The organism is Micromonospora sp. NPDC047730 (assembly GCF_043204765.1).
GTDB lineage: Bacteria > Actinomycetota > Actinomycetes > Mycobacteriales > Micromonosporaceae > Micromonospora.
The window spans coordinates 1-22,809 of record NZ_JBIDCU010000025.1 but is presented as its reverse complement, the minus strand read 5'-3'; the positions used below and the strand labels follow the sequence as shown (position 1 = coordinate 22,809).

General features: G+C 71.8%; 17 protein-coding genes and 1 CRISPR repeat array (1 of these 18 only partly in view). Of the genes, 15 read left to right on the top strand and 2 right to left on the bottom strand.

The genetic code is table 11. The annotated features are described in order from the left end of the window. Positions 1-4,957: a CRISPR direct-repeat array (repeat unit 37 nt; unit sequence GCTGCGCCCGGCCACCGCGCCGGGCGAGGATCGCAAC) (it extends 7,119 nt beyond the left edge of the window). 53 nt (positions 4,958-5,010) lie between these two features. Then, positions 5,011-5,652 (bottom strand): helix-turn-helix domain-containing protein, encoded by a 642-nt coding sequence (locus ACGF5G_RS32525; RefSeq protein ID WP_393270032.1) that lies wholly within the window; start codon positions 5,650-5,652, stop codon positions 5,011-5,013. Positions 5,653-5,976: 324 nt separating this feature from the next. Here ACGF5G_RS32525 and ACGF5G_RS32520 point away from each other — a divergent pair, with 324 nt between their 5' ends. From ACGF5G_RS32520 to ACGF5G_RS32450, 15 genes are all read left to right on the top strand, one after another. After that, positions 5,977-6,849 (top strand): MinD/ParA family protein, encoded by an 873-nt coding sequence (locus tag ACGF5G_RS32520; RefSeq protein WP_393270029.1) that lies wholly within the window; start codon positions 5,977-5,979, stop codon positions 6,847-6,849. A 137-nt stretch (positions 6,850-6,986) separates the two neighbouring features. Beyond that, on the top strand, positions 6,987-7,217 hold the full coding sequence (locus tag ACGF5G_RS32515; RefSeq protein ID WP_393270027.1) for a hypothetical protein: 231 nt from the start codon (positions 6,987-6,989) through the stop codon (positions 7,215-7,217). A gap of 12 nt (positions 7,218-7,229) precedes the next feature. Beyond that, positions 7,230-7,925 (top strand): hypothetical protein, encoded by a 696-nt coding sequence (locus ACGF5G_RS32510; protein WP_393270025.1) that lies wholly within the window; start codon positions 7,230-7,232, stop codon positions 7,923-7,925. 180 nt (positions 7,926-8,105) lie between these two features. After that, positions 8,106-9,962 (top strand): hypothetical protein, encoded by a 1,857-nt coding sequence (locus ACGF5G_RS32505; RefSeq protein WP_393270022.1) that lies wholly within the window; start codon positions 8,106-8,108, stop codon positions 9,960-9,962. 18 nt (positions 9,963-9,980) lie between these two features. Continuing rightward, a complete protein-coding gene (locus ACGF5G_RS32500) occupies positions 9,981-11,450 on the top strand; it encodes an SCO6880 family protein (RefSeq protein ID WP_393270019.1) in 1,470 nt (489 codons plus the stop codon). After that, positions 11,447-13,018: a hypothetical protein gene (locus ACGF5G_RS32495; RefSeq protein WP_393270016.1), complete on the top strand. Its 1,572-nt coding sequence runs from the start codon at positions 11,447-11,449 to the stop codon at positions 13,016-13,018. Before ACGF5G_RS32500 ends, ACGF5G_RS32495 begins: the two co-directional genes overlap by 4 nt. Next, positions 13,018-14,868 (top strand): type IV secretory system conjugative DNA transfer family protein, encoded by a 1,851-nt coding sequence (locus tag ACGF5G_RS32490; RefSeq protein WP_393270013.1) that lies wholly within the window; start codon positions 13,018-13,020, stop codon positions 14,866-14,868. The genes ACGF5G_RS32495 and ACGF5G_RS32490 overlap by 1 nt, the downstream gene beginning before the upstream one ends. Then, positions 14,868-15,470, top strand: coding sequence for a hypothetical protein (locus ACGF5G_RS32485; RefSeq protein ID WP_393270011.1), 603 nt, complete (start codon positions 14,868-14,870; stop codon positions 15,468-15,470). The genes ACGF5G_RS32490 and ACGF5G_RS32485 overlap by 1 nt, the downstream gene beginning before the upstream one ends. Then, positions 15,467-15,721 (top strand): hypothetical protein, encoded by a 255-nt coding sequence (locus ACGF5G_RS32480; protein WP_393270008.1) that lies wholly within the window; start codon positions 15,467-15,469, stop codon positions 15,719-15,721. The genes ACGF5G_RS32485 and ACGF5G_RS32480 overlap by 4 nt, the downstream gene beginning before the upstream one ends. Then, positions 15,718-15,957, top strand: a complete 240-nt coding sequence (locus ACGF5G_RS32475) for a hypothetical protein (protein ID WP_393270006.1) — start codon at positions 15,718-15,720, stop codon at positions 15,955-15,957. Before ACGF5G_RS32480 ends, ACGF5G_RS32475 begins: the two co-directional genes overlap by 4 nt. Further along, entirely contained in the window at positions 15,954-16,442 is a 489-nt protein-coding gene (locus ACGF5G_RS32470; protein ID WP_393270003.1) for a hypothetical protein, read from the top strand. Before ACGF5G_RS32475 ends, ACGF5G_RS32470 begins: the two co-directional genes overlap by 4 nt. Then, a complete protein-coding gene (locus ACGF5G_RS32465) occupies positions 16,439-17,518 on the top strand; it encodes a M23 family metallopeptidase (RefSeq protein WP_393270000.1) in 1,080 nt (359 codons plus the stop codon). Before ACGF5G_RS32470 ends, ACGF5G_RS32465 begins: the two co-directional genes overlap by 4 nt. A gap of 192 nt (positions 17,519-17,710) precedes the next feature. Then, positions 17,711-18,235 carry a MarR family winged helix-turn-helix transcriptional regulator gene (locus ACGF5G_RS32460; RefSeq protein WP_393269997.1) on the top strand — a complete coding sequence of 175 codons (525 nt, stop codon included), beginning with the start codon at positions 17,711-17,713 and terminating at the stop codon, positions 18,233-18,235. Continuing rightward, positions 18,232-19,560, top strand: a complete 1,329-nt coding sequence (locus ACGF5G_RS32455) for an APC family permease (protein ID WP_393269995.1) — start codon at positions 18,232-18,234, stop codon at positions 19,558-19,560. The genes ACGF5G_RS32460 and ACGF5G_RS32455 overlap by 4 nt, the downstream gene beginning before the upstream one ends. Continuing rightward, positions 19,557-20,894 carry an MFS transporter gene (locus ACGF5G_RS32450; RefSeq protein ID WP_393269993.1) on the top strand — a complete coding sequence of 446 codons (1,338 nt, stop codon included), beginning with the start codon at positions 19,557-19,559 and terminating at the stop codon, positions 20,892-20,894. The genes ACGF5G_RS32455 and ACGF5G_RS32450 overlap by 4 nt, the downstream gene beginning before the upstream one ends. 234 nt (positions 20,895-21,128) lie before the next feature. Here ACGF5G_RS32450 and ACGF5G_RS32445 read toward each other — a convergent pair whose 3' ends face one another. Beyond that, positions 21,129-22,538, bottom strand: a complete 1,410-nt coding sequence (locus tag ACGF5G_RS32445; protein ID WP_393269990.1) for a hypothetical protein — start codon at positions 22,536-22,538, stop codon at positions 21,129-21,131. Positions 22,539-22,809: the final 271 nt, after the last annotated feature.

Here is a 22,809-nt window from a genome sequence, read left to right as displayed (position 1 = left end):
CGCCGTGGCTGCGCCCGGCCACCGCGCCGGGCGAGGATCGCAACCCCGAGCACTCGGGGGATGCCCCAGGCCGGCGGCGGCTGCGCCCGGCCACCGCGCCGGGCGAGGATCGCAACAGCATGCTGGCACGGCTGACCAGGGCTGTGCTCGTCGCGCTGCGCCCGGCCACCGCGCCGGGCGAGGATCGCAACACCCACAAGCCGGGCTACGAGACGCGACTCGGCTAGGCTGCGCCCGGCCACCGCGCCGGGCGAGGATCGCAACCGTCGCTGACGGCCCGCACAGACCGCCCCGCCCCCCGGCTGCGCCCGGCCACCGCGCCGGGCGAGGATCGCAACCGGCAGTGGGCCGGGCCACCGTGGCCGGCCTCGAAGGCTGCGCCCGGCCACCGCGCCGGGCGAGGATCGCAACACTCGTCACCAACACCCTCGACGACCCGCACGCCGCGGAGATGCTGCGCCCGGCCACCGCGCCTGGCGAGGATCGCAACGAAGCCGTAGCTTGCGGCGAGGGCCGCGCCCGTGGTGGCTGCGCCCGGCCACCGCGCCGGGCGAGGATCGCAACCGAGGTATCGCGCGCATTCGGCCATGCTGGCACCTAGCTGCGCCCGGCCACCGCGCCGGGCGAGGATCGCAACGGTCGTGAGCCCGCGCTGGTCATCGGTGCCATCGGCTCGCTGCGCCCGGCCACCGCGCCGGGCGAGGATCGCAACGCCTTGGCGTACGTCGGCCCAGGTGCGGATGGGGGCGGGCTGCGCCCGGCCACCGCGCCGGGCGAGGATCGCAACACGCTGAGGGCGACGTTGACGAACCCCTTGGACACGATGCTGCGCCCGGCCACCGCGCCGGGCGAGGATCGCAACGACTGGTTGATCAGGGTCTGCAACTCGCGGGAGCTGGCGCTGCGCCCGGCCACCGCGCCGGGCGAGGATCGCAACCCGGGTCACGCCGCCGTGAACAGCTCCAACTGCCCCAGCTGCGCCCGGCCACCGCGCCGGGCGAGGATCGCAACTGGCCGGCCGCTACCGCGAACGTGCGGGACGCCGTGGCTGCGCCCGGCCACCGCGCCGGGCGAGGATCGCAACTCCCTGCTGCCGGGCACGGTGAACTGGGCCGGCAAGGCTGCGCCCGGCCACCGCGCCGGGCGAGGATCGCAACTCGGTGGGGATGGCGAACATGGCCTGGATGGCCTTCACGCTGCGCCCGGCCACCGCGCCGGGCGAGGATCGCAACAACACCACGAGCTGCCAACGGACGTACGTGCCGCCCGGGCTGCGCCCGGCCACCGCGCCGGGCGAGGATCGCAACAACACCACGAGCTGCCAACGGACGTACGTGCCGCCCGGGCTGCGCCCGGCCACCGCGCCGGGCGAGGATCGCAACACCATTCCTCCCACAGCCTTAGCCGCTTTCCCGACGGGCTGCGCCCGGCCACCGCGCCGGGCGAGGATCGCAACGTCGACAACCCGGCCGCCGCCCTGGTGGTGAAGCGGGCGCTGCGCCCGGCCACCGCGCCGGGCGAGGATCGCAACAGGCAGCGGACCTGGACGAGACGCTCACCGGAGACGCGGCTGCGCCCGGCCACCGCGCCGGGCGAGGATCGCAACCTTGATCATCTCGACTAGGTCCCCCATGGCGATCCCGGGCTGCGCCCGGCCACCGCGCCGGGCGAGGATCGCAACGCCGACAAGCTGAAGATCGTGCAGGCCACAGGCATCGCGCTGCGCCCGGCCACCGCGCCGGGCGAGGATCGCAACCTCGCCGTCGTCCTCGGGCCAGTCGAAGTCGCACGCACGCTGCGCCCGGCCACCGCGCCGGGCGAGGATCGCAACACCACGATCATGGCGGCGAACCACAACAGCTACAAGAGCTGCGCCCGGCCACCGCGCCGGGCGAGGATCGCAACCCGGAAGGACCCCCGGCACACCGTGCCCGATCACAGGGAGGCTGCGCCCGGCCACCGCGCCGGGCGAGGATCGCAACCTCGGTGGGTGGGGAGGGGTTCCAGGCCTTCTCCCCGTGCTGCGCCCGGCCACCGCGCCGGGCGAGGATCGCAACACCTCGACGCCGAGCAGCTCGGCGGCGGCGCGGACCTGGCTGCGCCCGGCCACCGCGCCGGGCGAGGATCGCAACTCGGACCAGTAGGTCGGGTTGATGCGGCGCTCGCTGCCGGCTGCGCCCGGCCACCGCGCCGGGCGAGGATCGCAACCCGGTAGGCCGGTGGCGGTGCACCGCCACCGGCCCTGGGCTGCGCCCGGCCACCGCGCCGGGCGAGGATCGCAACGCCGACCACCAGACCGCGCTGGCCATCCAGCTCGGCGGGCTGCGCCCGGCCACCGCGCCGGGCGAGGATCGCAACTGCTGGGCGACCTGGACGGCGGCCGCGACCTCGGCGAGGCTGCGCCCGGCCACCGCGCCGGGCGAGGATCGCAACCGGGCGTGGAATGCGTCGGGGTCGGCGGTGCTCGCGTGCTGCGCCCGGCCACCGCGCCGGGCGAGGATCGCAACGGCTCGGACGGCTGCGCGGACGACCTGGCGCTGTGGCGCTGCGCCCGGCCACCGCGCCGGGCGAGGATCGCAACGTGGTGGCCTCCAGGCCGCGTGCGGCCCGGGTGCCGGCCGGCTGCGCCCGGCCACCGCGCCGGGCGAGGATCGCAACGCCGCCCGCGCCCGCCAGCTGGACGACGAGCAGCGCAGCTGCGCCCGGCCACCGCGCCGGGCGAGGATCGCAACAACCCGTGGACCGTGCAGGCCCGGGTCGACCAGTCGGCTGCGCCCGGCCACCGCGCCGGGCGAGGATCGCAACCAGCGCTCGACCTCCTCGCCGGGAACCCAGAGCGACGGCTGCGCCCGGCCACCGCGCCGGGCGAGGATCGCAACATCGGAGATTCGCGATCAAGCCTCCGGTAAGACAAGGAGCTGCGCCCGGCCACCGCGCCGGGCGAGGATCGCAACCGGTGGATGCAGGGCGGCCGGGCCTATGCCACGGAACGCTGCGCCCGGCCACCGCGCCGGGCGAGGATCGCAACGCCCGCGACCTTCGGCGCCTGGTCGACGCGATCGACCGCTGCGCCCGGCCACCGCGCCGGGCGAGGATCGCAACCCGCATCCGGCAGTCCAGGGCGCCGTTCGTCTGCTTGCTGCGCCCGGCCACCGCGCCGGGCGAGGATCGCAACGACCGGTAGTCGTACACCGTGCCCGGGTTGCAGCGGCGGCTGCGCCCGGCCACCCCCGGGCGAGGATCGCAACGCCAGGCTGGCCGGGCTACCGACCGGGCTCTTCGCGTGCTGCGCCCGGCCACCGCGCCGGGCGAGGATCGCAACCGCATGTGAAGCTCGGGCCGGGCCGGGCCGGCGGCCGGCTGCGCCCGGCCACCGCGCCGGGCGAGGATCGCAACGCCCGGAGGGACCCGCCCGTGAACCGCTCGCCCCGCTTGCTGCGCCCGGCCACCGCGCCGGGCGAGGATCGCAACTTTTCACCACCGGTCGGGCTCCACCCCGGCCGGTGGTGCTGCGCCCGGCCACCGCGCCGGGCGAGGATCGCAACGTCATGACTGATGTCGTGCGCGGGGCGTAAATGGAGCTGCGCCCGGCCACCGCGCCGGGCGAGGATCGCAACGCCGGCCGGGATCTGGTCGACGAACAGCAGCTCGCGGAGCTGCGCCCGGCCACCGCGCCGGGCGAGGATCGCAACCGCCGGCAGCTCGGCGAGGTCGACGACAAGCCCGTCAAGCTGCGCCCGGCCACCGCGCCGGGCGAGGATCGCAACGACGTGATACCGAACTGTTGGCGGCGGGCCGGGCCGAGGGCTGCGCCCGGCCACCGCGCCGGGCGAGGATCGCAACCGGGGGCGGCGGCCCGTCGTCCCCGACCCCGGCGGCGGCGCTGCGCCCGGCCACCGCGCCGGGCGAGGATCGCAACGGCCACGACGCGTACCGGCCGCCGCAGTGCGGGGCGGCTGCGCCCGGCCACCGCGCCGGGCGAGGATCGCAACCTCTACGCCCGGTCAGGGCCACGCAAGCCCCTACCTGCTGCGCCCGGCCACCGCGCCGGGCGAGGATCGCAACCTTCAGGGCCGCGACCTTTTCGGCCAGCGCGGACGCCGCTGCGCCCGGCCACCGCGCCGGGCGAGGATCGCAACGAGTGGCTGTACGACCGGGAGACCGCCGAGCAGGCGCTGCGCCCGGCCACCGCGCCGGGCGAGGATCGCAACCTCCCACTCAATGAAGGGATCGCCGTAGTCGAATGCGTGCTGCGCCCGGCCACCGCGCCGGGCGAGGATCGCAACTGCGTCCGGGGTCGGGACGCGGGCCGGGGGGGACGCGGGGCTGCGCCCGGCCACCGCGCCGGGCGAGGATCGCAACCGCGACGAGGCCGGCGTACCGCGCGGATACCAGGCCCGCTGCGCCCGGCCACCGCGCCGGGCGAGGATCGCAACATCTCGTGCCGGTAGAGACCAGCTCGGATGCTGCCGAGGCTGCGCCGGCCACCGCGCCGGGCGAGGATCGCAACGCGATGGTGAAGGCCACCGCGGCTGACACGTACGAGCTGCGCCCGGCCACCGCGCCGGGCGAGGATCGCAACGCCGGCGGCGGCGAGCGGCTGCCCGTCCGGGGCGACCGGCTGCGCCCGGCCACCGCGCCGGGCGAGGATCGCAACGCCTCAGCGAATGGGATGGCACCCGCGGCAGCGATTGCTGCGCCCGGCCACCGCGCCGGGCGAGGATCGCAACATCTACAGCGGCGAGGCCGTCGATGCTGGCAACTGTAAGGCTGCGCCCGGCCACCGCGCCGGGCGAGGATCGCAACTCCAGCAGGAGGGAGTGGTACCACGAGGGGACCACGACCGCTGCGCCCGGCCACCGCGCCGGGCGAGGATCGCAACAGTCTGCCGGCATCCGCGCCGGGGTCGCTGAGGCCGCCGCTGCGCCCGGCCACCGCGCCGGGCGAGGATCGCAACGACAACCCGCAGGGGCTGTCGCAGCGACAGAACAAGTCGATTGTCCTGCTGCTCTAGCTGTTTCCCTCGGACTTCCGTGGTGGGCTCTGTGTACTCCTGTCGCCCTCGCGTGCTGCTTCCTCGACCCGTAGGAGGTTGTCGATGATCACGGCGATGCCCTCTTGTGCGGCGGGCGACAGCTTGGTGATGGCACGGGCCATGACCCGGACGCGCCGGTTTTGCTCTTCTGGTTCCTCCTGGTCTCCGAGCAGATAGCCAGCAGGCACGTCGAAGAACTGGGCAAGCGCGCGGAGTGTGGATGCCTTCGGGTTGATGCGGGGCCCACGGAGCAGGTTCCGTATGCCTTCCGGAGTGATGCGGTGGCCGCCGTTGGTCAGCGCTCTGGCCACCTCGGCCTCCGTGTACGGGGGCCGTCCCTCCCCTTTGGCCTCGAAGAGTGCGCGGAGTCTGGCTTGGATGAGGGCGGAGGCTGCTGCCTCTGCCTGGTCGGTTGGCTTGTCGGTCATGGGATCCCCCAACTGCAACCACAGTTGGTCGCAAGCCGAACTGTAGTTGACGCCTCTCTGTGACGTGTGCTTAGCTCGCGGTGTCGCTTCGGCAACTGTGGTTCGGATCCTTCCGAACTGAAGTTCGGTTGGAGCGTAGCGGATCAGGCTGTCTCCATCCAGATAGCTGCTGATCCGGGCGGCGGCCACCAGAGGGAGGGTCTGCCGCTGTAGGCCTGCTCGTCTGGTCAGCGTCCAGGTCGTGACAGTAACGGGGGACCGACATGCGTCGAGACATCGGCGCTGTCAGTGCTGTACGGCATGCCTTACGGGGAGGCGGACGTGCTGAGTTCATCGGACGAGCAGCCCGAACCGCTCGCTGCCCGCGCGCCCGGAACGGGCGGGCGGGGTGGCGAGCGGGGGGAGCCGGCGGGCGGGAGGAGGGCCCTCCCGCCGGCTCCTCGCCCCGAGGAGATCGCCGCGCGAGCCTTGGGCTCCGCCCCTGCACGACCAAGAGGTGGGGGAGAGCCGGGGGTGCGGGAGATCCCGCGCGAGTTCGGGGCTGGCACGCGGGTGGAGACGCTGTGGTGGCGTGCGGCGTCGCTGCGGGCGGGATGTCCGCTGGTGTGTGTGTCGTCTGCGGACGGTGGTGTGGGCCGCTCGGCGCTCACGGCTGCCTTGGGCGGTCTGCTCGCGCTGGCTGTTCCTGACCCGCTGGTAGCGGTCGACGCGACCCTGCGGCCGTGGGGCGGTCTGGAGCATCGGGTGGCGCGGCGCAGCGCCTTCACCGTGTGGGACGCCGTGATCGCCGACACGGGACTGGCCGGCGGTGACGCGGCGGAGCGGCTCATGCAGGTCGGCCCTACGGGGCTGCGGGTGCTGGTCGGCGAGAGCAAGTTGCTGGCGCAGCGGCGCCCACCGACCTGGCCTGAGCTGTTCGGCGTGATCGGTCATCTGCGCTCGGTCTACCGCCTGGCGCTGCTCGATCTGCCGACGGCGGACACCACGCCGACCTGGCGAGCGCTGGGCTGGTCGACGGTGCCGGTGCTGGTGTCGAGAGCGACGGTCGACGCGGTGCAGCACACCCTGCGGCTGCTGACTCACATGCGCTCGGCCGGTTTGAGCCATGTGGCGGACCACGCGGTGGTGGTGGTCATGGCGAACTCACCGTCGACCGCCAGGGAAGTGCGGGCGGCAGAGCATCTGGCGAGGCAGACCGCCGCTGCGCTGGTGCGGGTGCCGTATGACCCGATGCTCGCGCGGGCGGATCCGCTTGACCCGCGGGCGTTGAGCAAGGCCACTCGGTCGGCGTTGACGGAGATCGCCGCGGCGGTGATCGACCGGTGCCCGGTGGACCCTGCGGCTGCCTCGGCGACTGATTCGCCGGCCTCAAACGGGGAGGACTAATCATGTTGGTGCATTGGATTGCGGCGGTGGTAACGGTGCGGGCTCCGGCAGCGGCGGCGCTTCTGGCGCCGACCCCGACACCGGAGCCGTCGGGTGGGGGCTTCGACTTCAGCCGGATCAGTCCGGATCCCGCGGCCGTGCCGCGGTCGGACCTGTTTTACAAGCTAGCCAACGCCGCGCTGTTCCTCGGGGTGGTGTCGGCGGTGGCCGGGCTCGCGGCGGGGGCAATCGCGTTCGGCATCGGTCCGATCTTCGGCGCCCACATCATCAGCGATCGCGGGAAGTCGATGATGTGGAAGGCCGGGCTGGTGGCGATCGTGGTGGGGTCCGCCACGTCGATCATCGCGTTCCTGCTCACCGAGATCTAGCGGGTGGTGGGCATGCGTAGAGCGGAGTTCAAGCCGGCCGCTGGCCGCCGGACGTCCGTCGTGGCCGTCGTGCTGGCGCTGGTGCTGCTCGCAGGCGCGGCGTTGTTCGCCGTCGGACGCGCAAGCGCCCCGGGGCAGCAGGTGATCGTGCGGTACGCCGAGCGGGTGCAGGCCGGAGTGCCGGTGGGGTTCCCGGGCACGCCTCGCGGCGGCGGGGATGCGGCGGCGGCCTACACGCAGGTGCTGGCCGCCGCTGGTGCGCGGCCTGCGGCGACCCGGCAGGCGGTGACGGACCTGATCGTGGCTGAGGGGGCTACGTCGGCGGTGGAGCCGCTGGTGGGTCCGGCGGCGGGCGGGGCGACGATCTCTCAGACGGTTGTGGCGCGGGTCTGGGTGCCGGATGCCGATCTCGACACGGTGGTGCCCGAGGACCGTCAGGTGTCGGTGCGGATGCTTGTTTGCACCCTGAGTGGCACCGCCATGACCGGCGACACCACAGACCCGATTACCGGGTTGGCGGGCGGCTGGTACGTGCAGTCGGCGACGGTGCGGTGGTCCCAGGGCCGGTGGCGGCTGGTGACGGCGGAGCGTCCGGTGCCGGTGCCACCGCCGGATCAGCGCGGTGCGCGGCGTGATGGTGGACCGCGGGACATGCAGCCCCTGGTCGACGTGCTCAGCGCTCGGTCGTGGGCGCCGGGGACGGTGTGACCGATGGCCGCTGCGCCCGTGATGCTTCGGCTGCTGCTGGTGGCGTTGTCGCTGTTGACCGTGGGGATGGTGGCCCCGGGGCGGGCTGTGGCGGCACCGACGCCTGCCCCGGCGCCGTCGGCTTCGGCCTGCCTGTCTCCGCCGGTCGATGTCCGGCCCGGTAGCGGTGCGGAGCCGTTGATGCAGCCGCAGGTGAACTGGTGCCTGCCGTGGGTGCGGTGGCAGCCGGGCGAGGGCTGGACGACGGTGTGCAGCGCGGCGGCGAGCGCCGCCGATCAGGAACGCTGCGACGCGGTGGCGCTGACGGTGCAGTCCCCGCCCCCGGACGGCACGCCGTCGGTGCTCGATGAACGGCTGCCGGCCGCCGGTGAGCAGCCGGTGCGCTGCGAGCGATTGGACGCGAGAGCCACGCAGGACAAGGCCAACGCTGAGCGGTGGACGGCGAAAGCGGACCGCTGCCGGGCGCTGCGCACGTCTCTGGTGGCGTACTCGTCGCTGAAGGCGTCGTCGGAGTGCGGGCCGTTGGATGTCGCGTGCCAGGTGAGCGCGCAGGTCAAGGATGTCGCACGCACCGGTTTCGAGGGCCTCGCGGATGTCGCCGTCGCTGGGTTCGCATGGGCGCTGGGCAAGCTGGCCGAAATCGTATTCACGCAGTCCTCCACCGTTGCCGACGAGCCGTTCTACGGCGTCTACAACGACATCAGCGGGGTGCTGATCGTCATGGTGCTGGTGGTCTTCGTGATCTCCACGGCGGTCAACGGGCTGCGGCTGAGCGGCCCCGGGCCGCTGTCCAGCCTGGGCGGGCTGGTCCGCGCGATGTTCGGCATCGCGTTCGCCGGCGGCATCGCCTACCTGCTGATGGCGGCGTGGGACGAGGCGACGGTCGCGCTGATCGCCCGCAACCAGCAGCGGGACTGGCAGCCGAGCATGTGGGTCGACGCGCTCAACTCGCTGACCGCGGACAGCGGCACGATCCTGCTGGCTTTCGTCGTCGCGGTCGTCGGCGTGATCGGGCTGGTGCTGGTGTTCGTGATGCTGCTGTTCCGGTCGCTGCTGGCCGCCGGGGCGGCGCTGTTCGGGGCGATGGCGATGACCGGTCAGGTGATGGCCGAGACCCGCGCGTGGGGCCGTAAATGGTTCTGGACCTGCAACGCGCTGGCCAGCTCGAAGTTCTTCATCGCCGCGTTGTGGATCTACGGCACCCGCACCACGTACGAGAGCGACAACGTCGTCAACGTGCTGCGGGGCCTGTTCATCATCGTGCTGATGGTCCTCGCGCCGTGGATTCTGCTGCGGTTGACGAGCATGTGGGACGGCTACCTCGCCGACGTCGACGCCCGGAGTTTCCTTTCCTCGGCAGCCGGGGCGGTCGGGCTGGACGTCGCGTCGCGGCGCATGGCCGGGCTGCTGCGCGGCGGTGGTGGGGATACGGACGCGGCGTCGTTGATGCAGGGCAACTCCGAGGCCATCCCCACCAGCCCGACCTCTCCCGGCGGGCCCGCCGCTGCGCTTGCCGGGCTACCCGACGCGGTCGAGGCCCTGCACGGCCGAGGGGACAGCAACGAGTTCGGCGAGCATGCAGGGGAGAAGGGCGGCGAACAGACCGGGGGTGAGAACGCCGACGAGGCCGCCGGTGTGGAACGGGACTCCCGCACCGCCCAGGGCGACGTGACACGTGGGCAGTTGACGGTGCCCGGTGACGCAACGGGTGAGCAGGGCGCGTTGCCGGTGACGCCGAAGGCTGCGCGCGAGCAGGCGTCCGCGCTGACCTGCCCGGACTCCGGCCCGGACTCCGGCCGGGACGCGGCGGGCACCGGCGCGTCACCTGCCGGTGACGGTGGTTCCGGCGCGGGCAGCCATTCGTCCGGACCGGAAGCGGGGACGCCGGGTTCCGGCGGTACGGCGCTGCCTCCGCCCGACGAAGACAGCGCCGCCGGGCGGGCGAACGGCGGGGCGGCTGGCCGGGCCGGCGGAGCGGCCGGTGGGCAGAGCGCCGCAGCTGGCGGGGCCGCCGAGATCCCGATCGTGCCGGTCTAAACGGGAGAGGGGGAGGACATGACCCAGTTCCACTTTCCACCGCGGTCCACCCGCGGGTCGATGCTGGGCTTCTCGTGGGGGCAGATCGGCACGGCGGTTGCCGGGGTGATCTGCCTGGTCATCGCCGCGAACCTGCTGGCGGTGGGCCGGCAGGCCGCCGCCGGGTGCCTGCTGCTGGCAGCGGTGCTGCTGATCACCGTGGGGTTGCTGCGGATCCGGGGTCGGCGGGTCACCGAGTGGACGCCGATCGTCGCGGGGGCGCTAGCGCAGCGGGCGGCCAGGCAGGACCGCTACCGCGGTGCGGTGTGGGCGGCGAACCCAGGAACCGCGCATCTGCACCTGCCGGGCCCGGCGGCGGGCTATCAGTGGCTGCCGGCCGTGGCTGCGGACGGGTTGACCGAGGTGGGGCTGCTGCACCACCGGCGGGAGGGCACGGTGACCGCGGCGCTGGCGTGCGCGGGCAGCAACCTCGTCCTGGCGGACACGTCGGTGCAGCATCAGCGGCTCACCTCGTGGGCGGACGTGCTGAACCTGCTCGGCACCGAGTACGCCGACAGCGGCCTGGCGCGCTGGTCGTTGACCGCGCGTGCGGTGCCGGACCTCAGCAACCGGTCGCAGCGGTACCTCGCGCAGCGGGCGGTCGACACGAGCACGGCGGCGTACCGGTCGCTGGCGGAGCTGACCGCAGCGGCCGGGCCGGGAACGCAGCGCCACGACGTGTTCCTGACCGTGGTGTTCGACGTGCGGAAACTGTCGGCGGAGATCGCGGACGCGGGCGGCACGGACGCGGCCATCGCCACGGTCGTGCTGGACAAGCTCACCGGCGTGCAGGCGGCGGTACGCGAAGCCGGAATCGACACCGGCGGCTGGCTGACGCCCCGGCAGTACGCGGCGGTGCTACGTAGTCAGTTCGACCCGGAGGACACCGAGGCGGAGGTGGCGCCGCACACGGCGGGGCCGGTCGCGGCAGAGACGGTGGGCTGGTCGTCGTACCGGCACGACTCCGGTTTCTCGCAAACGCTGTGGGTGTACGAGATGCCGCGCCAGCCGGTGCCGATGACGTGGCTGACGCCGCTGTTCACCCGTACCGTCGGGCGGCGCGCGGTGACGGTGGTGGCCGAGCCGGTGCCGGCGCAGTTGGCGCAACTGGCGACGCGGCGGGACAAGGTCGCCCGCGCCGGTGACGAGGTGACCAAGCGGCGGATGCGGCTGGTGCGCACCGCACGGGAGGACGAGGAGGCCCGCGCGGTCGAGCAGGTCGACCGGGAGCAGGCCGCCGGGCACGTCCGCTACCGGTACGCGGTGCTGGTCACCGTCACCGCCGACAGCCCGGAGCAACTACGCCACGACGTGCGCGCCGTCAGGAGGGTGCTGGGCCGGTGCGGCTGCCAGGCGGTGGTGCTCTACGGCGAGCAGGACCAAGCATTCGTAGCCGGGGCGCTGCCCCTGGCGCGCGGTCTCAAGCCGATGCGGGGGTGGTTCGCATGACCCGCACACGCAGGAACGCGACGCCCCGGGTACGCCGAGAAGGGTCATGGTCGCAACGCCTTGCTGATTCCGCCGCCCGGCGCGACCTCGCGGCGGCGCAGGCGGACCTCGCACGGGAGCAGCGGGCCCTGCGACGGCTGACCGGGCAGCTGCTGGGCCCGCCCTCCGTGGACGGGCGGGGGGCCTTTGGACGGGCCGCGGGTCGGGTGTTCTGGCGGTTGCGGCTGCCGCCGCTGGTCACCACCAGCGCGCAGTTGTGCAGCGTGTACCCGTTCGTCGCCGACCCGGGCCTGGGTGTGGACGGGCCGCTGATCGGGCAGGAGGTGTACTCCCGCGCCGGCTTCGTGTTCTCTGTGCACGAGCTGTATCGGGCGGGCGTGCTCAGCGCCCCCAACATGGTGGTCACCGGGGAGATCGGGTCGGCGAAGTCGTCGCTGCTCAAGACCATCGCGTTCCGGGGTGTGCCGTTCGGGGTGCGGTTCTACATCGTCGACGTCAAGGGCGAGTACGACACCCTCGCCGACGCAGCCGGCATCCAGCCGATGCGGGTCGGCCCCGGCTCCGGGGTGGTGATGAACCCCCTGGCCGGCATCCGCCGCCTGCCCGATCAGGGGGAGGCGGAGTGGTTGCAGATCCAGCGGGCACGCAGGTTACTGCTGCTGGAAGGCTTGTTGGAAATCCAGCTCGGTGGACCGCTCAGCGAGGCGGAACGTTCCCTGATCGAATACGCCCTCGACGCAGTCACCCGCGCCGACGACGGCACCAGCCCGGACCGGATGGACACCCCGACCCTGTCCCGGGTGCTCGCGACCATGGGCGATCCGCCGCGGTGGGCGCACCGGCTGGCCGGGGTGCACTACGACGTCGACCAGTTCACCGCCGACAGCCGCCGCGTCCGGCTGGCCCTGGAACGGCTGATCACCGGCGCGCTCGGCGGGATCTTCGACGCACCGGACGCGTCGACGCTGTCGATCGACTTCGACCAGCCGGGCGCAATCCTCGACCTGAGGGCGGTCCGCGCGTCGGACCAGATGACGGCGATGGCGATGACCTGCGCGCAGTCCTGGCTGGAGGCGGAGCTGACCCGCCCGAACGCGCCGACCCGGGTCTGCCTGTACGACGAGTTCGCGCTGGTGAGCCGCCACCTGGGGCTGATGCGGCGGATGCGGGAGCAACTCAAGCTCGCCCGCGCGCTGGGTACGGCCAACATTCTCGCGTTCCACCGGTTCTCGGACCTGGCCGCTAGCGGCGGCGCTGACTCCGAGCAGGTCCGCATCGCCCGAGGGCTCATCGAGGACACCGGTGTGCGGGTGTCCTACCGGCAGGCGCCCGGCTCCCTGGACGCGGCACGGGAGTTCCTGGGCACCACGGACGTGGAGACCAACCTGCTGCTGCACCTGCGCCGCGGCGTCGGGCTGTGGAAGGTGGGGCTGCGCTCCTACGTCGTGAAGCACCAGCTTTCGGCGATCGAACGCGCGTTGGTCGACACCGACAGTCGGATGCGGCAGACCCCTGAGGAAGCGGCCGCGCCGAAGGGGGAGTTGGCCGAGGCAGGACAGGTGCGGTGATGGCCGGCTCACTGATGTCCCCTGGGCACCGGCTGCCCCGCCGTGGGCTGGCCCGCGCCGACGTCCTGGCCCGGCTGACCCTGGCGGCCATCGTGGTCCTGCTGGTTTTGGCGGGGACGGTTTCCCTGTGGCTGGCCGGGCAGGTGGGTGGGTTGCTCACCCATGCCACTTGGCCGGACACCACGCCCGCCGACGTTCCAGGCGTCACCGTCCGGTTCATCGCTGAGCCGGGCGATCCGACGCGGGCATGGCCTGCCGCGGCCCGTAAAGATTTGCCGCCCGTCCCGCTGCTGTATGGGCTGTGGGCCGTCCTGTTCAGCGCATCCCTCGTCGGAGTCGGCGCGCCGACGGTGCGGGTCGCGCGCCGATGGGCACGGCGGCGCGGGTTCGCCGGCCGCCGGGACCTCGACCGGGTGGTGACCGCCGAGGCGGTGCTGCGCCGTGTTGACGTGCTGCGGCCGGGCCTGACCATCCGCGACACCGACCCGCCCCAGACCATCGCGTTGAAGGAACGGCGGCGGGCTGACCCGCTGGAGGTGGCCAGGATGCTCGGCCGGCACGCGCTGACAGGCGAGCCGCTGTACCTCGCCAACGAGTACACCGAACTCCTGGCCGGCGCGGCGCGGTTCGCCAACAAGACCAGCCGCTACATCATCCCGAGGGTCGCCGACGCTCGCGGCGCGGTCATCTCCACCTCCACCCGCCTCGACGTCGCATCCGTCACCTACGACCTGCGCGCGCAGATCGGCCCGACGTGGATCTTCGAACCGCAGGGACAGGTACCTGGGGTGCCGCGGCTGCGGTGGTCACCGATCGACGGCGCGGAGGACCCGGACATCGCGGCGCTGCGCGCCAAGGGCTTCGCCGCGGGCGCCGGCCTCAAGGGTAATGTCGACAACGGCCAATACTTTCAGGACCAGGCGGCGTCGATCATCCGTGGACTGCTGCACGCCGCCGCCCTGGACGAGCGCGCGACGATGACCGACGTGGCGAGCTGGGCGGCCAACCCCGCCGACCCGCGCGCCGAGCGGATCCTGCGCCACCACGGGCAAACGGTGTGGGCCGACCGGCTGGCATTCCACCGCGAGACCACCGGCCGCAGCCGCGACGCCATCCAGTCGGTGGTGTTCGGCGCGCTCGACGCGTTCAGCAACCCCCGGATCCTGCACGCCTGCTCACCGCCCCGCGGCCAGCAGTTCCACCCCGAGCAGTGGCTCGACGAATCCGGCACCCTCTACCTGGTCGGCACCCGCAGCGGGCAGGCGCTGATCGCGCCGCTGTTCGCCGCCATCGCCGAGGACATCATCTACCGCACCCTGCAACGGTCGTTCCTCGCACCCGGCGGCCGGGTCGAGCCCTGCCTGTACCTGATCGGCGACGAGATCACCAACATCGCACCGTTGCCATCGCTGCCCGCGCTGGCATCCGAGGGCGGCGGCGCCGGCATCGCCCTGTCAATCGCCTGCCAGAACACCCACCAACTTGAGGAGCGGTGGGGTCGCGACGGCGGCCAGGCCCTGCGCGACGGCGCGAACGCCCGTTTCGTCATGGGCGGCACCCAGGACGTCACCGCGCTCAAGGACGCCCAAGCCCTGCTCGGCCAGGTGCAGGAGCTGTCCTCGGCGGCGTCCTGGGGCGGTGGCCGCGCCAGCGTGCAGGAGAACACCCGCCGGGAACACCTGGTCGACTTGGCGGAACTGCGCACCCTGCCGACCGGGCACGCCCTGGTGCTGCTGGGCAACATGCCGCCGGTCGAGGTGGTGCAGCCGGCCTGGTGGGAACGCCCGGACGCCGACCGCTTCCACACGGCGCAGGAAGCCTTCACCGCCCGACTGTCGGGAGCAGGCTGATGCCGGACCGCACCTTCCTGTTCGACATCCCGGAACAGGCGTCGCCGCAGAAGCGCGCCACCGCCGAGCTGGCCGGGCTGATCGACACCCTGCGCGGCGCGGTGGAACAGCTCGCCGAGGCACACGTGGCACTGTCCGACCGCGTCGACGCCCTGGACGCCTCCACCGCGTTCGTGCCGGCCCGGCATTGCTGGCGGGACCTTCACCGCGAGGACGCCCGCGAGCTGTGGGCGTGGCTGATCACCTGGACCCACTGGCTGTCCGACCGGTACGGGCTGGCACAGGACCTCGGCACGTGCTGGCCAGCCCACCCGGCCCTGGTGGAGGAGTTGACCGCCCTGGTGGTGTCGTGGCATCACGCCTACTCCGCCAAGGCGGACCCCGACGCGCCGCTGCGGTGGCACGAGGCGCTGCACCGCGCACGGACCCGGTGGCAGCACTGGGACACCAACCGATGCCGGCACGGGCAGCACACTCCCCGCAGCCCGGACACCGTCTGGGAGCAGCCCTGGCCTGACATCGCCGAGCGGGCGGTCAGCGAGGACATCCGCACACGGTCGGCGCCTGCGGTGGCGGCCGAGGAAACAGGGGGCAGCAGATGACACACCCAGCCGAGGTCACCAGCGTCTGGGACTGGCAACGGTTCGAGGCCGCGCTGGCAGGCCTGCGCACCGGGATCGACACCCTCGATGACTTCATCGCCGGCATCCACGAGGCACGCGACACCGGACGCGACGACGAAGAGAGACAGCAGTGGACAAACATCGACGAGCAGACACGACGGGACACGGAGCTGGACTGGGCCAGCGACGGGCACCTCGACGGCGACTACACCCGCGACGTCGACGAGTGAGCACCAGCGACTCCTTCGATGCACCACTCACCGCCATTAGCAACATGCTCACCCAACTACGCGTCGACGTCGTAGCCCTCATCGACACGGCGACCCGGCATCCCACCGCCCAGCGACGCGCGGCGCTGGTCGACGTCCACCACCAGCTGCGTCTACTCGGGCAACGCGTCAACGCCGCACTCGGCACCCCGCTGGCCCAGGACGCGCCGGCCCACGAGCCTGCGGAGCCGACATGAACCACACCAGAAGCGCAGGAACAAGCTTGGCGCTCGCCGTGTTCCTGGTCGCCGGCTGCAGCCCCACCACCCGGGCTCCCGCCGCACCAGACACCAGCGCTCCGGCTGCACCAGCGGTGACCGGCCTGCTCCCGGACCCGGACGGTGTCCAGCCCACCCCCTCCACCGCCGAGGAACCCGCAGCCGTGGCCACGGCGACAAAGTTCGCCGCCCGGTGGGCCCGCCCACGCGTGCCGGCCGCCCGGTGGCGCGCCGAGGTACGCCCCTACGCCGTGCCCGCCTACGCGGACCTGCTCGACACCGTCGACCCGGCCAACGTGCCCGCCACCCGGGTCACCGCACCCGGCCGCGTCGTCACCGCCACCCCAGACCGGACGGAGGTTGACGTCGGCACGGACGCGGGCGTGCTGCGGGTGGTGTGTGTACGCAACGGCACGCGGTGGCTGGTCGCCACCCTCAGCATGCCGAAGGACACCCGGCGATGAACGGGCAGCGGGCCGGTGTCGGCGTCGCTGTGGTGGCTGCGCTGCTCCTGGTGTGTGGTCTCCCGCTGGCGTCGGTGATCACCGAAGCGCCGGCCGCAGCCTGCGCTCCCGAGGCCGCTGAGGCCACGAGCAGCGCGGGCACGCACGGCGGGGTCGGCCGGTGGAACAGCGAGCAGGTCACCAACGCGGCCACGATCGTCACCGTGGGCCAGCAGCGGGGGATACCGGCCCGAGGATGGGTCATCGCGGTGGCCACGGCCATGGTCGAGTCCAGCCTGCGGAACCTGCGCGGCGGCGACCGCGACTCGGTTGGCCTGTTCCAGCAACGGCCCAGCCAGGGATGGGGCACCCCGGCGCAGATCCTCGACCCGGTCTATGCCGCCGGGAAGTTCTACGACAAGCTGCTGCGCATCCCCGACTGGCAGCAGCTGCCGCTGACCGTCGCCGCGCAACGGGTCCAGGTCTCGGCGTTCCCCGACAAGTACGGCGAATACGAGCAGGACGCCGAGCAGGTCGTCGCGGCCGTGACCGGCGTCGCCACGATCAGCGACCTACCCGGGGCCAGCCTCGCCGTGTGCGGCAGCGCCCCGAACGTGGCCGCGTCGGGATGGACCCTGCCCGTGCAGGCCGCCGTGGGTAGTGGCTACGGGCCGCGCGCCGGGCGGCTGCACGCTGGCGTGGACCTGATCGCCGCCCGCAACACCATCATCCGCGCGGCCAGCGCCGGCGAGGTGGTGTGGTCCGGCTGCGACCCGGGCACCGGCAACTGCGACATCGACGGCAGCCGGAGTACCCGCGGATGCGGCTGGTATGTGGACCTGGTGCACGCCGGCGGCTACGGCACGCGGTATTGCCACATGGTTCGCCGCCCCGACGTACGCGTTGGCGAAACCGTTCAGGCGGGCCAGCCGATCGGACTGGTCGGCACCAGCGGCCATTCCTCCGGCCCGCACCTGCACTTCGAAACCCACCAGGCGGTCTGCACAGGGTCGCGCTGCGACCTCAGCAACGCCAACTCCACCGACCCGGTGCCGTTCATGCGCGAACGCGGCGCCCCGCTCGACGAGAGCAGGTGAGGCCGACCTCGAACCACGACACCACAACCGACAGCGCACACATCACGGGGGGTGAAACATGCGCACCGACCAGAACCAGCATCCATGCCTGTCCACACCTGAACCGCCGCCATCGGCCGACTGCGCCGGCAGCAAGGGCCAACATCGCAACCGGCACACCCTGCGCCGACCGCGACACCTGCGGAGGCCACGATGAGCGCCTCCACACGGCGGCAGATCGCAGGGATCTACCGCCCACCCGTCAACTCTCGACCAGCCCCGCCGCCGCGCCCGGACGCAGTGGCGCAGCTATGCCGCACCGCGAACACCGTCCGCGCGCATCTCGAACGCACGGTGCTGCGCGAGGCGGGCATGACCTGGACCAGCTACGACGTGCTGGTGCTCATCTGCGCCCGCCGCGTGGTCGAGCCCCGCGCCATCACCGTGGAGGTGGGCATCGCCAAAGCCACCCTCACCAACACGCTCAGCATGCTCGTCGACCGGGACCTCGTGCGCCGCCAGCTACACGAGCGTGACCGCCGGCGCGTCGTTGTCAGACCCACGCAGGCCGGCCTGGACCTTGCACGGGAGCTGCAACGCCTCGTGCACGCCCGGCAAGCGGAGCTGTTCGCCGGCCCAGGGATGCCGCCAAGAGACAACATCGCCCACGTGCTGCGCGTGGTGGCCGCCCGCTCCCGCCCAGATGACGCCACCCCAACTGGGGAGGACGCCCGGTGACCGGCAACATCGGTGTGGCACGAGGAACCGCCCTATGTATCGGCGCGGTCCTCGGCCCCGGAGCCCTGGTCCTGCCGGCACTGGCCGTCCGCGCCGCAGGACCGGCGTCGCTGCTGACCTGGGCAGCGCTAATGGCCGTCTCGGTGCTCATCGCCGCCTCGTTTGCCACCCTCGGCATCCGGTACGCGGACGACGGAGGAGTAGCGATATTCACTAGCCGGGCCTTTGGCGCCCCAGCCGCCGCCGTCGTCGGCTGCTGGCTGTACGCGGCGGTGCCGGTAGGGGTGGTAGCGGGCGCGATCGCCGGTGCCCGCTACACCGCAGCCGCGCTCGACGCCTCACCCACCACGGTCGCCGGCATCTCCGCAGTGCTCCTCGCCGCGGTGTACGGGGCGAATCTCATGGGGCCACGCCTGTCCGGCCGGCTGCACCTAGCGCTGACCGCAACCCTGGTGGCGTTGCTCATCGCGGTCATCGCCGTGGCCGGACCCCGCGTCGACGCCGAACGACTCACGCCGTTCGCGCCCCACGGAGTCGCCGGCGTCGGAAGTGCCGTCGCCGTGCTGTTCGCCGCCATCTGCGGCTTGGAGGCCACCGCCAACCTGTCAGCGGAGTTCACCCACTCCCGGCAGGTGCGACGGGCCGCAGTCGCGAGCCTGAGCGTCGTCATCGTGCTCTACACCGGGTTGGCGATCTGCACCATCGGGGTTCTCGGCGACACCGCCGGTGGCACACCGGTGCCGCTAATACACCTGCTCGGCGCAACCGGAAAGCCGTGGGCGACCGGAACAATCGCCGTGTTGGCGGTACTGCTCACCTTCGGCGCCAGCTTCACGTTCGTCGCCGCCGGCGCCCGGGCCGGAGTGTCCCTGGCCCGTCACCAGGTCCTACCTCCTCGCATCGCGGTGACTCGTCAGGGTGTCCCTCGGCGCAGCGTCGCCGTGCAGGCCGCCGCCGGAGCCGTCGTCGCAGTGATCGCGGCGGTCGCTCCTGGCATAGTCACCGTGGATCTGCTGGTGCGCGTGTTCGCCGCCTTGCTCGCCTGCGTCACAGTGGTCGGCCTCGCTGCGGCAGTGCGGCTGCTGCCGGTAGCGCGTTCGCGCGTCCGCGCGGCGGTGGCCGCTCTGGCGGTCGCGGTCATTGTCGCGATGAGCGGGCCATTCCTGTTCGCTCCTGCCGCCGTCGCCGTCGTCGTGCTGGCGCGGCTGCATCGAGCTATCAGCCCTGCGGCCGCCACGCGGGCCCCCGCCGTGGCGATTGATCGCCGCGCGCCTATCGGCGGCGTCCGCGCCCGTCGGACAGCGGCGAAGGTGGGGATCCGATGAGCCGGCAGACGACCATGCTGACCGAAGAGGCCGTTCCCCGTAGCGAAGTGCCCATCGCCCCCGGACCCGGATGGCGGCTGGGCATCCTCTACGGGCCTGCTGTCTACGGCGTCAGCGTCGCCGCCGTTGCGCTCCCGGACGCAGCACAGCATCTCCATGCCAGCGGCCCAGCGCTCGCGTGGATCCTCATCGCGTACGCCGTGGGCATCGGCGTCGGCGCGGTCACCGCCGGACGCATCACCGATCTGTGGGGCAGCCGCCCGGTCCTCCTGATCGCCGTCACACTGCTCACCACCGGAGCGCTGGCATGCGCGGTCGCCCCCAACCTGGCCGCCGTCGTCACCGGTCGAATCCTGCTGGCGGTGGGCTCCGGCGCGGTCAAAGCCACCGCGCTCGCGACGGCCGCCCACCTGCCGGAATCGCACCGCCCGGCGGCATTGGCCCGGTTCGGCGCCTGCCTAGCCGCATTCAATGCCACCGCGCCACTGGTCGGAGCAGTGACGGTGGCCTGGTCGTGGCGGGTGGCACTCGCCCTGCCCGTGCTGTCCATCGCCGCAATCCCGCTCTACTGGCCCCTGACCACTCCACGCCGGCACCGGGAGCCGCTGGACTGGCCCGGAGCGGCACTGCTCGCGGTCGTCGCCGCCGGACTCCTCCTGACCGCCCAAACCGCGGCCCAACAGACCAGTGCGGTCACCATCACGGCGACGGCTACCGCCACCGCAGCTACCGCGCTTATCCTCGCCATCCGCAGCCGACGCCACCCCGGCGGGTTCGTCCTGGACGGCGTCCTGTCGGCCGCATGGTTCCGGCGCGCGGCGCTCACCGGTGCGGGCGTCTACGCCGGCCTGTTCGCCATCCTCTACGCGGCACCCCACCTGCTGACGAAGCTCGGCTACGGCACCACGCACATCGGGCTGCTCCTGCTGCCCGGCGCCGCAGTCGGTGCCGCGCTGGCCCGAGGCGCCGCAGCCGCCGCCCGCCGCATGCCTGCCCGGTACGTCCTGTCGGCGGCGAGCCTGCTGTTCGCGGGCACGTTAAGCTACGCCGCCGTCGACCACGGGCCGATCGGCGTCGCGGCAGCCGCCACGGCCGCGTTCGCAGCCTCGGCGATCGCGCAGATGCTGCTCACGGCAGAAGCCACCAAACACGCACCGCCACCTTGCCGCGGCGGAGCGATCGGACTGCTCACCCTGGCCACCTTCGTGGGCGGTGGTGGAGGCACCGCGCTCTGCGCCGCACTGTGGCAGCCATGGGGACCAGCGGCCGCGTTGGCCATCACCGCACTGCTGCCCGCCGCAGCCGCCGCAGCGGCCTGGCGACTGCACTCCTGACGGCGAGAATGTACGAGAGGATCTTCTCGGCCCGGTCTGACCCTACGCCTGACTGGCTCCGGGTCTTCAACGCGATTTGTCTACCGGGCTGGGAGGACTGCTCGTGCACTCACCGGACGACGCCTGGCAGTGCAGGATCCGCGATGAGCCCTCACTCGATCATTGCCGGCAGGCACGCCCACGGCGTCTCATTCCGTCGGGACGCAAACCTGCAACGCCGCCGCTCAGAGGTAATCACTTCATCCGCCTCTTTACCGGCCGCCCAGGGCCAGGTTTGGCCGATGTGACGAGAGGTACAGGCACAAGACGGAGGTTGATCCGCTGGAATGGATCGCCGAGGGCGTGCAGCTCGAAATCCATCCGCTCGCTATTGAACCTGGGAGCGGGAGATGCCCGGTTTGATAATTTTTGCACCTCTGTAGCGGCCTCCTGTATGGCCGTGGTGACGCCTTGAATGGTGATCAACGGCATAATTACGATGTTCGTGTCTCGCCAAGTTGTATAGCTGAGCAGTTGCTGGAGGGCTTGAGCAAAATCCTTCCGGCCGCTCCAATATTTGAGTTCAATGATGAGTTTTGTGTCATCGCCGAGCTGGACGAGGATATCTGTTTTCCCGCGACCGTTTAGTGTCTCTGCTGTTGCCCGGCCTAGGTTCGCTGCGTTGAGGCCGGTGACGATCGCTGTGCGTATGGTCTCTTCCGCCAACGCAGCCCAGATTCCTGGCGCAGACGACATGGATGCGGCGAACACCGTGAGATACGCGATCACTTGCTCGTCCGGATGATCTGCTTGAGTGGAGGGCGGATGTCTAGACGTCTTTGATGCGATCCGTTCAATGGTCTGCAGCAGATCCCGAGGCGTTACGGACCGGGAGCCAGACATGGCTCCGAGTAGTTGGACGTTGAGCGCAGACCAAACCATGTCTGCCGCGTCCATGCCCAAGCCAAGTCGTTGCAGTATGGGTGCCACGTGCTGTCTGGAACCTACATTGCCGATGTATTCGCGGCTCGGGACGCCGCTCTCGATGGTGAGGACCGACAAAAATCGCGCGATTTGTGCCCTTAGCTCTTCGGCCGAATTCGCCTGGCTTGCGGTGTAGGTGTTGTATGCGTGGCGCTCATTGAGATCATCTACGATGCCCGCGGCAATGGCAGCCGCGGCTTCCTGCTGGTTTAATTGCTGGCCTGAGAGCTGCTGCTGGCGAGGCTCACTCATGGCACCTTGCGGGCGGCGAGCGATCGTCGCGTTGGTTATCAGCCGACAGCTTGCCGTCTCATTCGCTGCACGCCAGCTCCTGAAGAGCTCCGCCAGGCCGTGGGACCCAAGAAGGCGGACACCTGCTATCGGCCGATGGGAGGGTTCCCAATGGATGCACGAAACGATTTCCGCTTGCCCGTGACGAAGGAGGACCCAGTCACCGAAGAATTCGCAGATGATTTTGTCATCGGACGGCTCCGCAAGGTTGCCATGTTCAGCGAGGACGCGGCTCAACGCCTTCAGTCCGTCGATCGTGGCTAGGGCTGCTTGCCACATGTAGCGGCTCTGGGTCTCGGCCCCGAAGTTCTCGGGCGGGGGTTTCAACGGCTGTCCATGACAGTTCAAGAATTCCAGGCTGAGGGATTGCTTCTGTGCGTCAATATACATCAACCAGTGTGTGGATGCGTCGGTGCCAGCCGAATCGGGCGGCGGTCTCGGCACCCCGCATCGTCCAGTTGTGCAGTCGAAACGACCAGCGCGACCGCCTCTGCGCGAGGCGCTCTGGCAGTACGAACGCCAGTCGACGCCACATCGGCACTGCGGTGACTGGCTGCCCGGGATGCTAGTACTCCAACGTCACTTGCCTTCGGCGTTGGGCGTGGCGTGGGCATGAGGACGGCCACCGCGTTGATCATCGATGGTTTGTGAGGACAACCGA

Bases quoted from the DNA above. Each gene is read 5' to 3' on its own strand.
- ACGF5G_RS32510 (WP_393270025.1), top strand. From the start codon at position 7,230: ATGCGTAGAGCGGAGTTCAAGCCGGCCGCTGGCCGCCGGACGTCCGTC.
- ACGF5G_RS32505 (WP_393270022.1), top strand. From the start codon at position 8,106: ATGCAGCCGCAGGTGAACTGGTGCCTGCCGTGGGTGCGGTGGCAGCCG.
- ACGF5G_RS32500 (WP_393270019.1), top strand. From the start codon at position 9,981: ATGACCCAGTTCCACTTTCCACCGCGGTCCACCCGCGGGTCGATGCTG.
- ACGF5G_RS32495 (WP_393270016.1), top strand. From the start codon at position 11,447: ATGACCCGCACACGCAGGAACGCGACGCCCCGGGTACGCCGAGAAGGG.
- ACGF5G_RS32490 (WP_393270013.1), top strand. From the start codon at position 13,018: ATGGCCGGCTCACTGATGTCCCCTGGGCACCGGCTGCCCCGCCGTGGG.
- ACGF5G_RS32485 (WP_393270011.1), top strand. From the start codon at position 14,868: ATGCCGGACCGCACCTTCCTGTTCGACATCCCGGAACAGGCGTCGCCG.
- ACGF5G_RS32480 (WP_393270008.1), top strand. From the start codon at position 15,467: ATGACACACCCAGCCGAGGTCACCAGCGTCTGGGACTGGCAACGGTTC.
- ACGF5G_RS32470 (WP_393270003.1), top strand. From the start codon at position 15,954: ATGAACCACACCAGAAGCGCAGGAACAAGCTTGGCGCTCGCCGTGTTC.
- ACGF5G_RS32465 (WP_393270000.1), top strand. From the start codon at position 16,439: ATGAACGGGCAGCGGGCCGGTGTCGGCGTCGCTGTGGTGGCTGCGCTG.
- ACGF5G_RS32460 (WP_393269997.1), top strand. From the start codon at position 17,711: ATGAGCGCCTCCACACGGCGGCAGATCGCAGGGATCTACCGCCCACCC.
- ACGF5G_RS32450 (WP_393269993.1), top strand. From the start codon at position 19,557: ATGAGCCGGCAGACGACCATGCTGACCGAAGAGGCCGTTCCCCGTAGC.
- ACGF5G_RS32445 (WP_393269990.1), bottom strand. From the start codon at position 22,538: ATGTATATTGACGCACAGAAGCAATCCCTCAGCCTGGAATTCTTGAAC.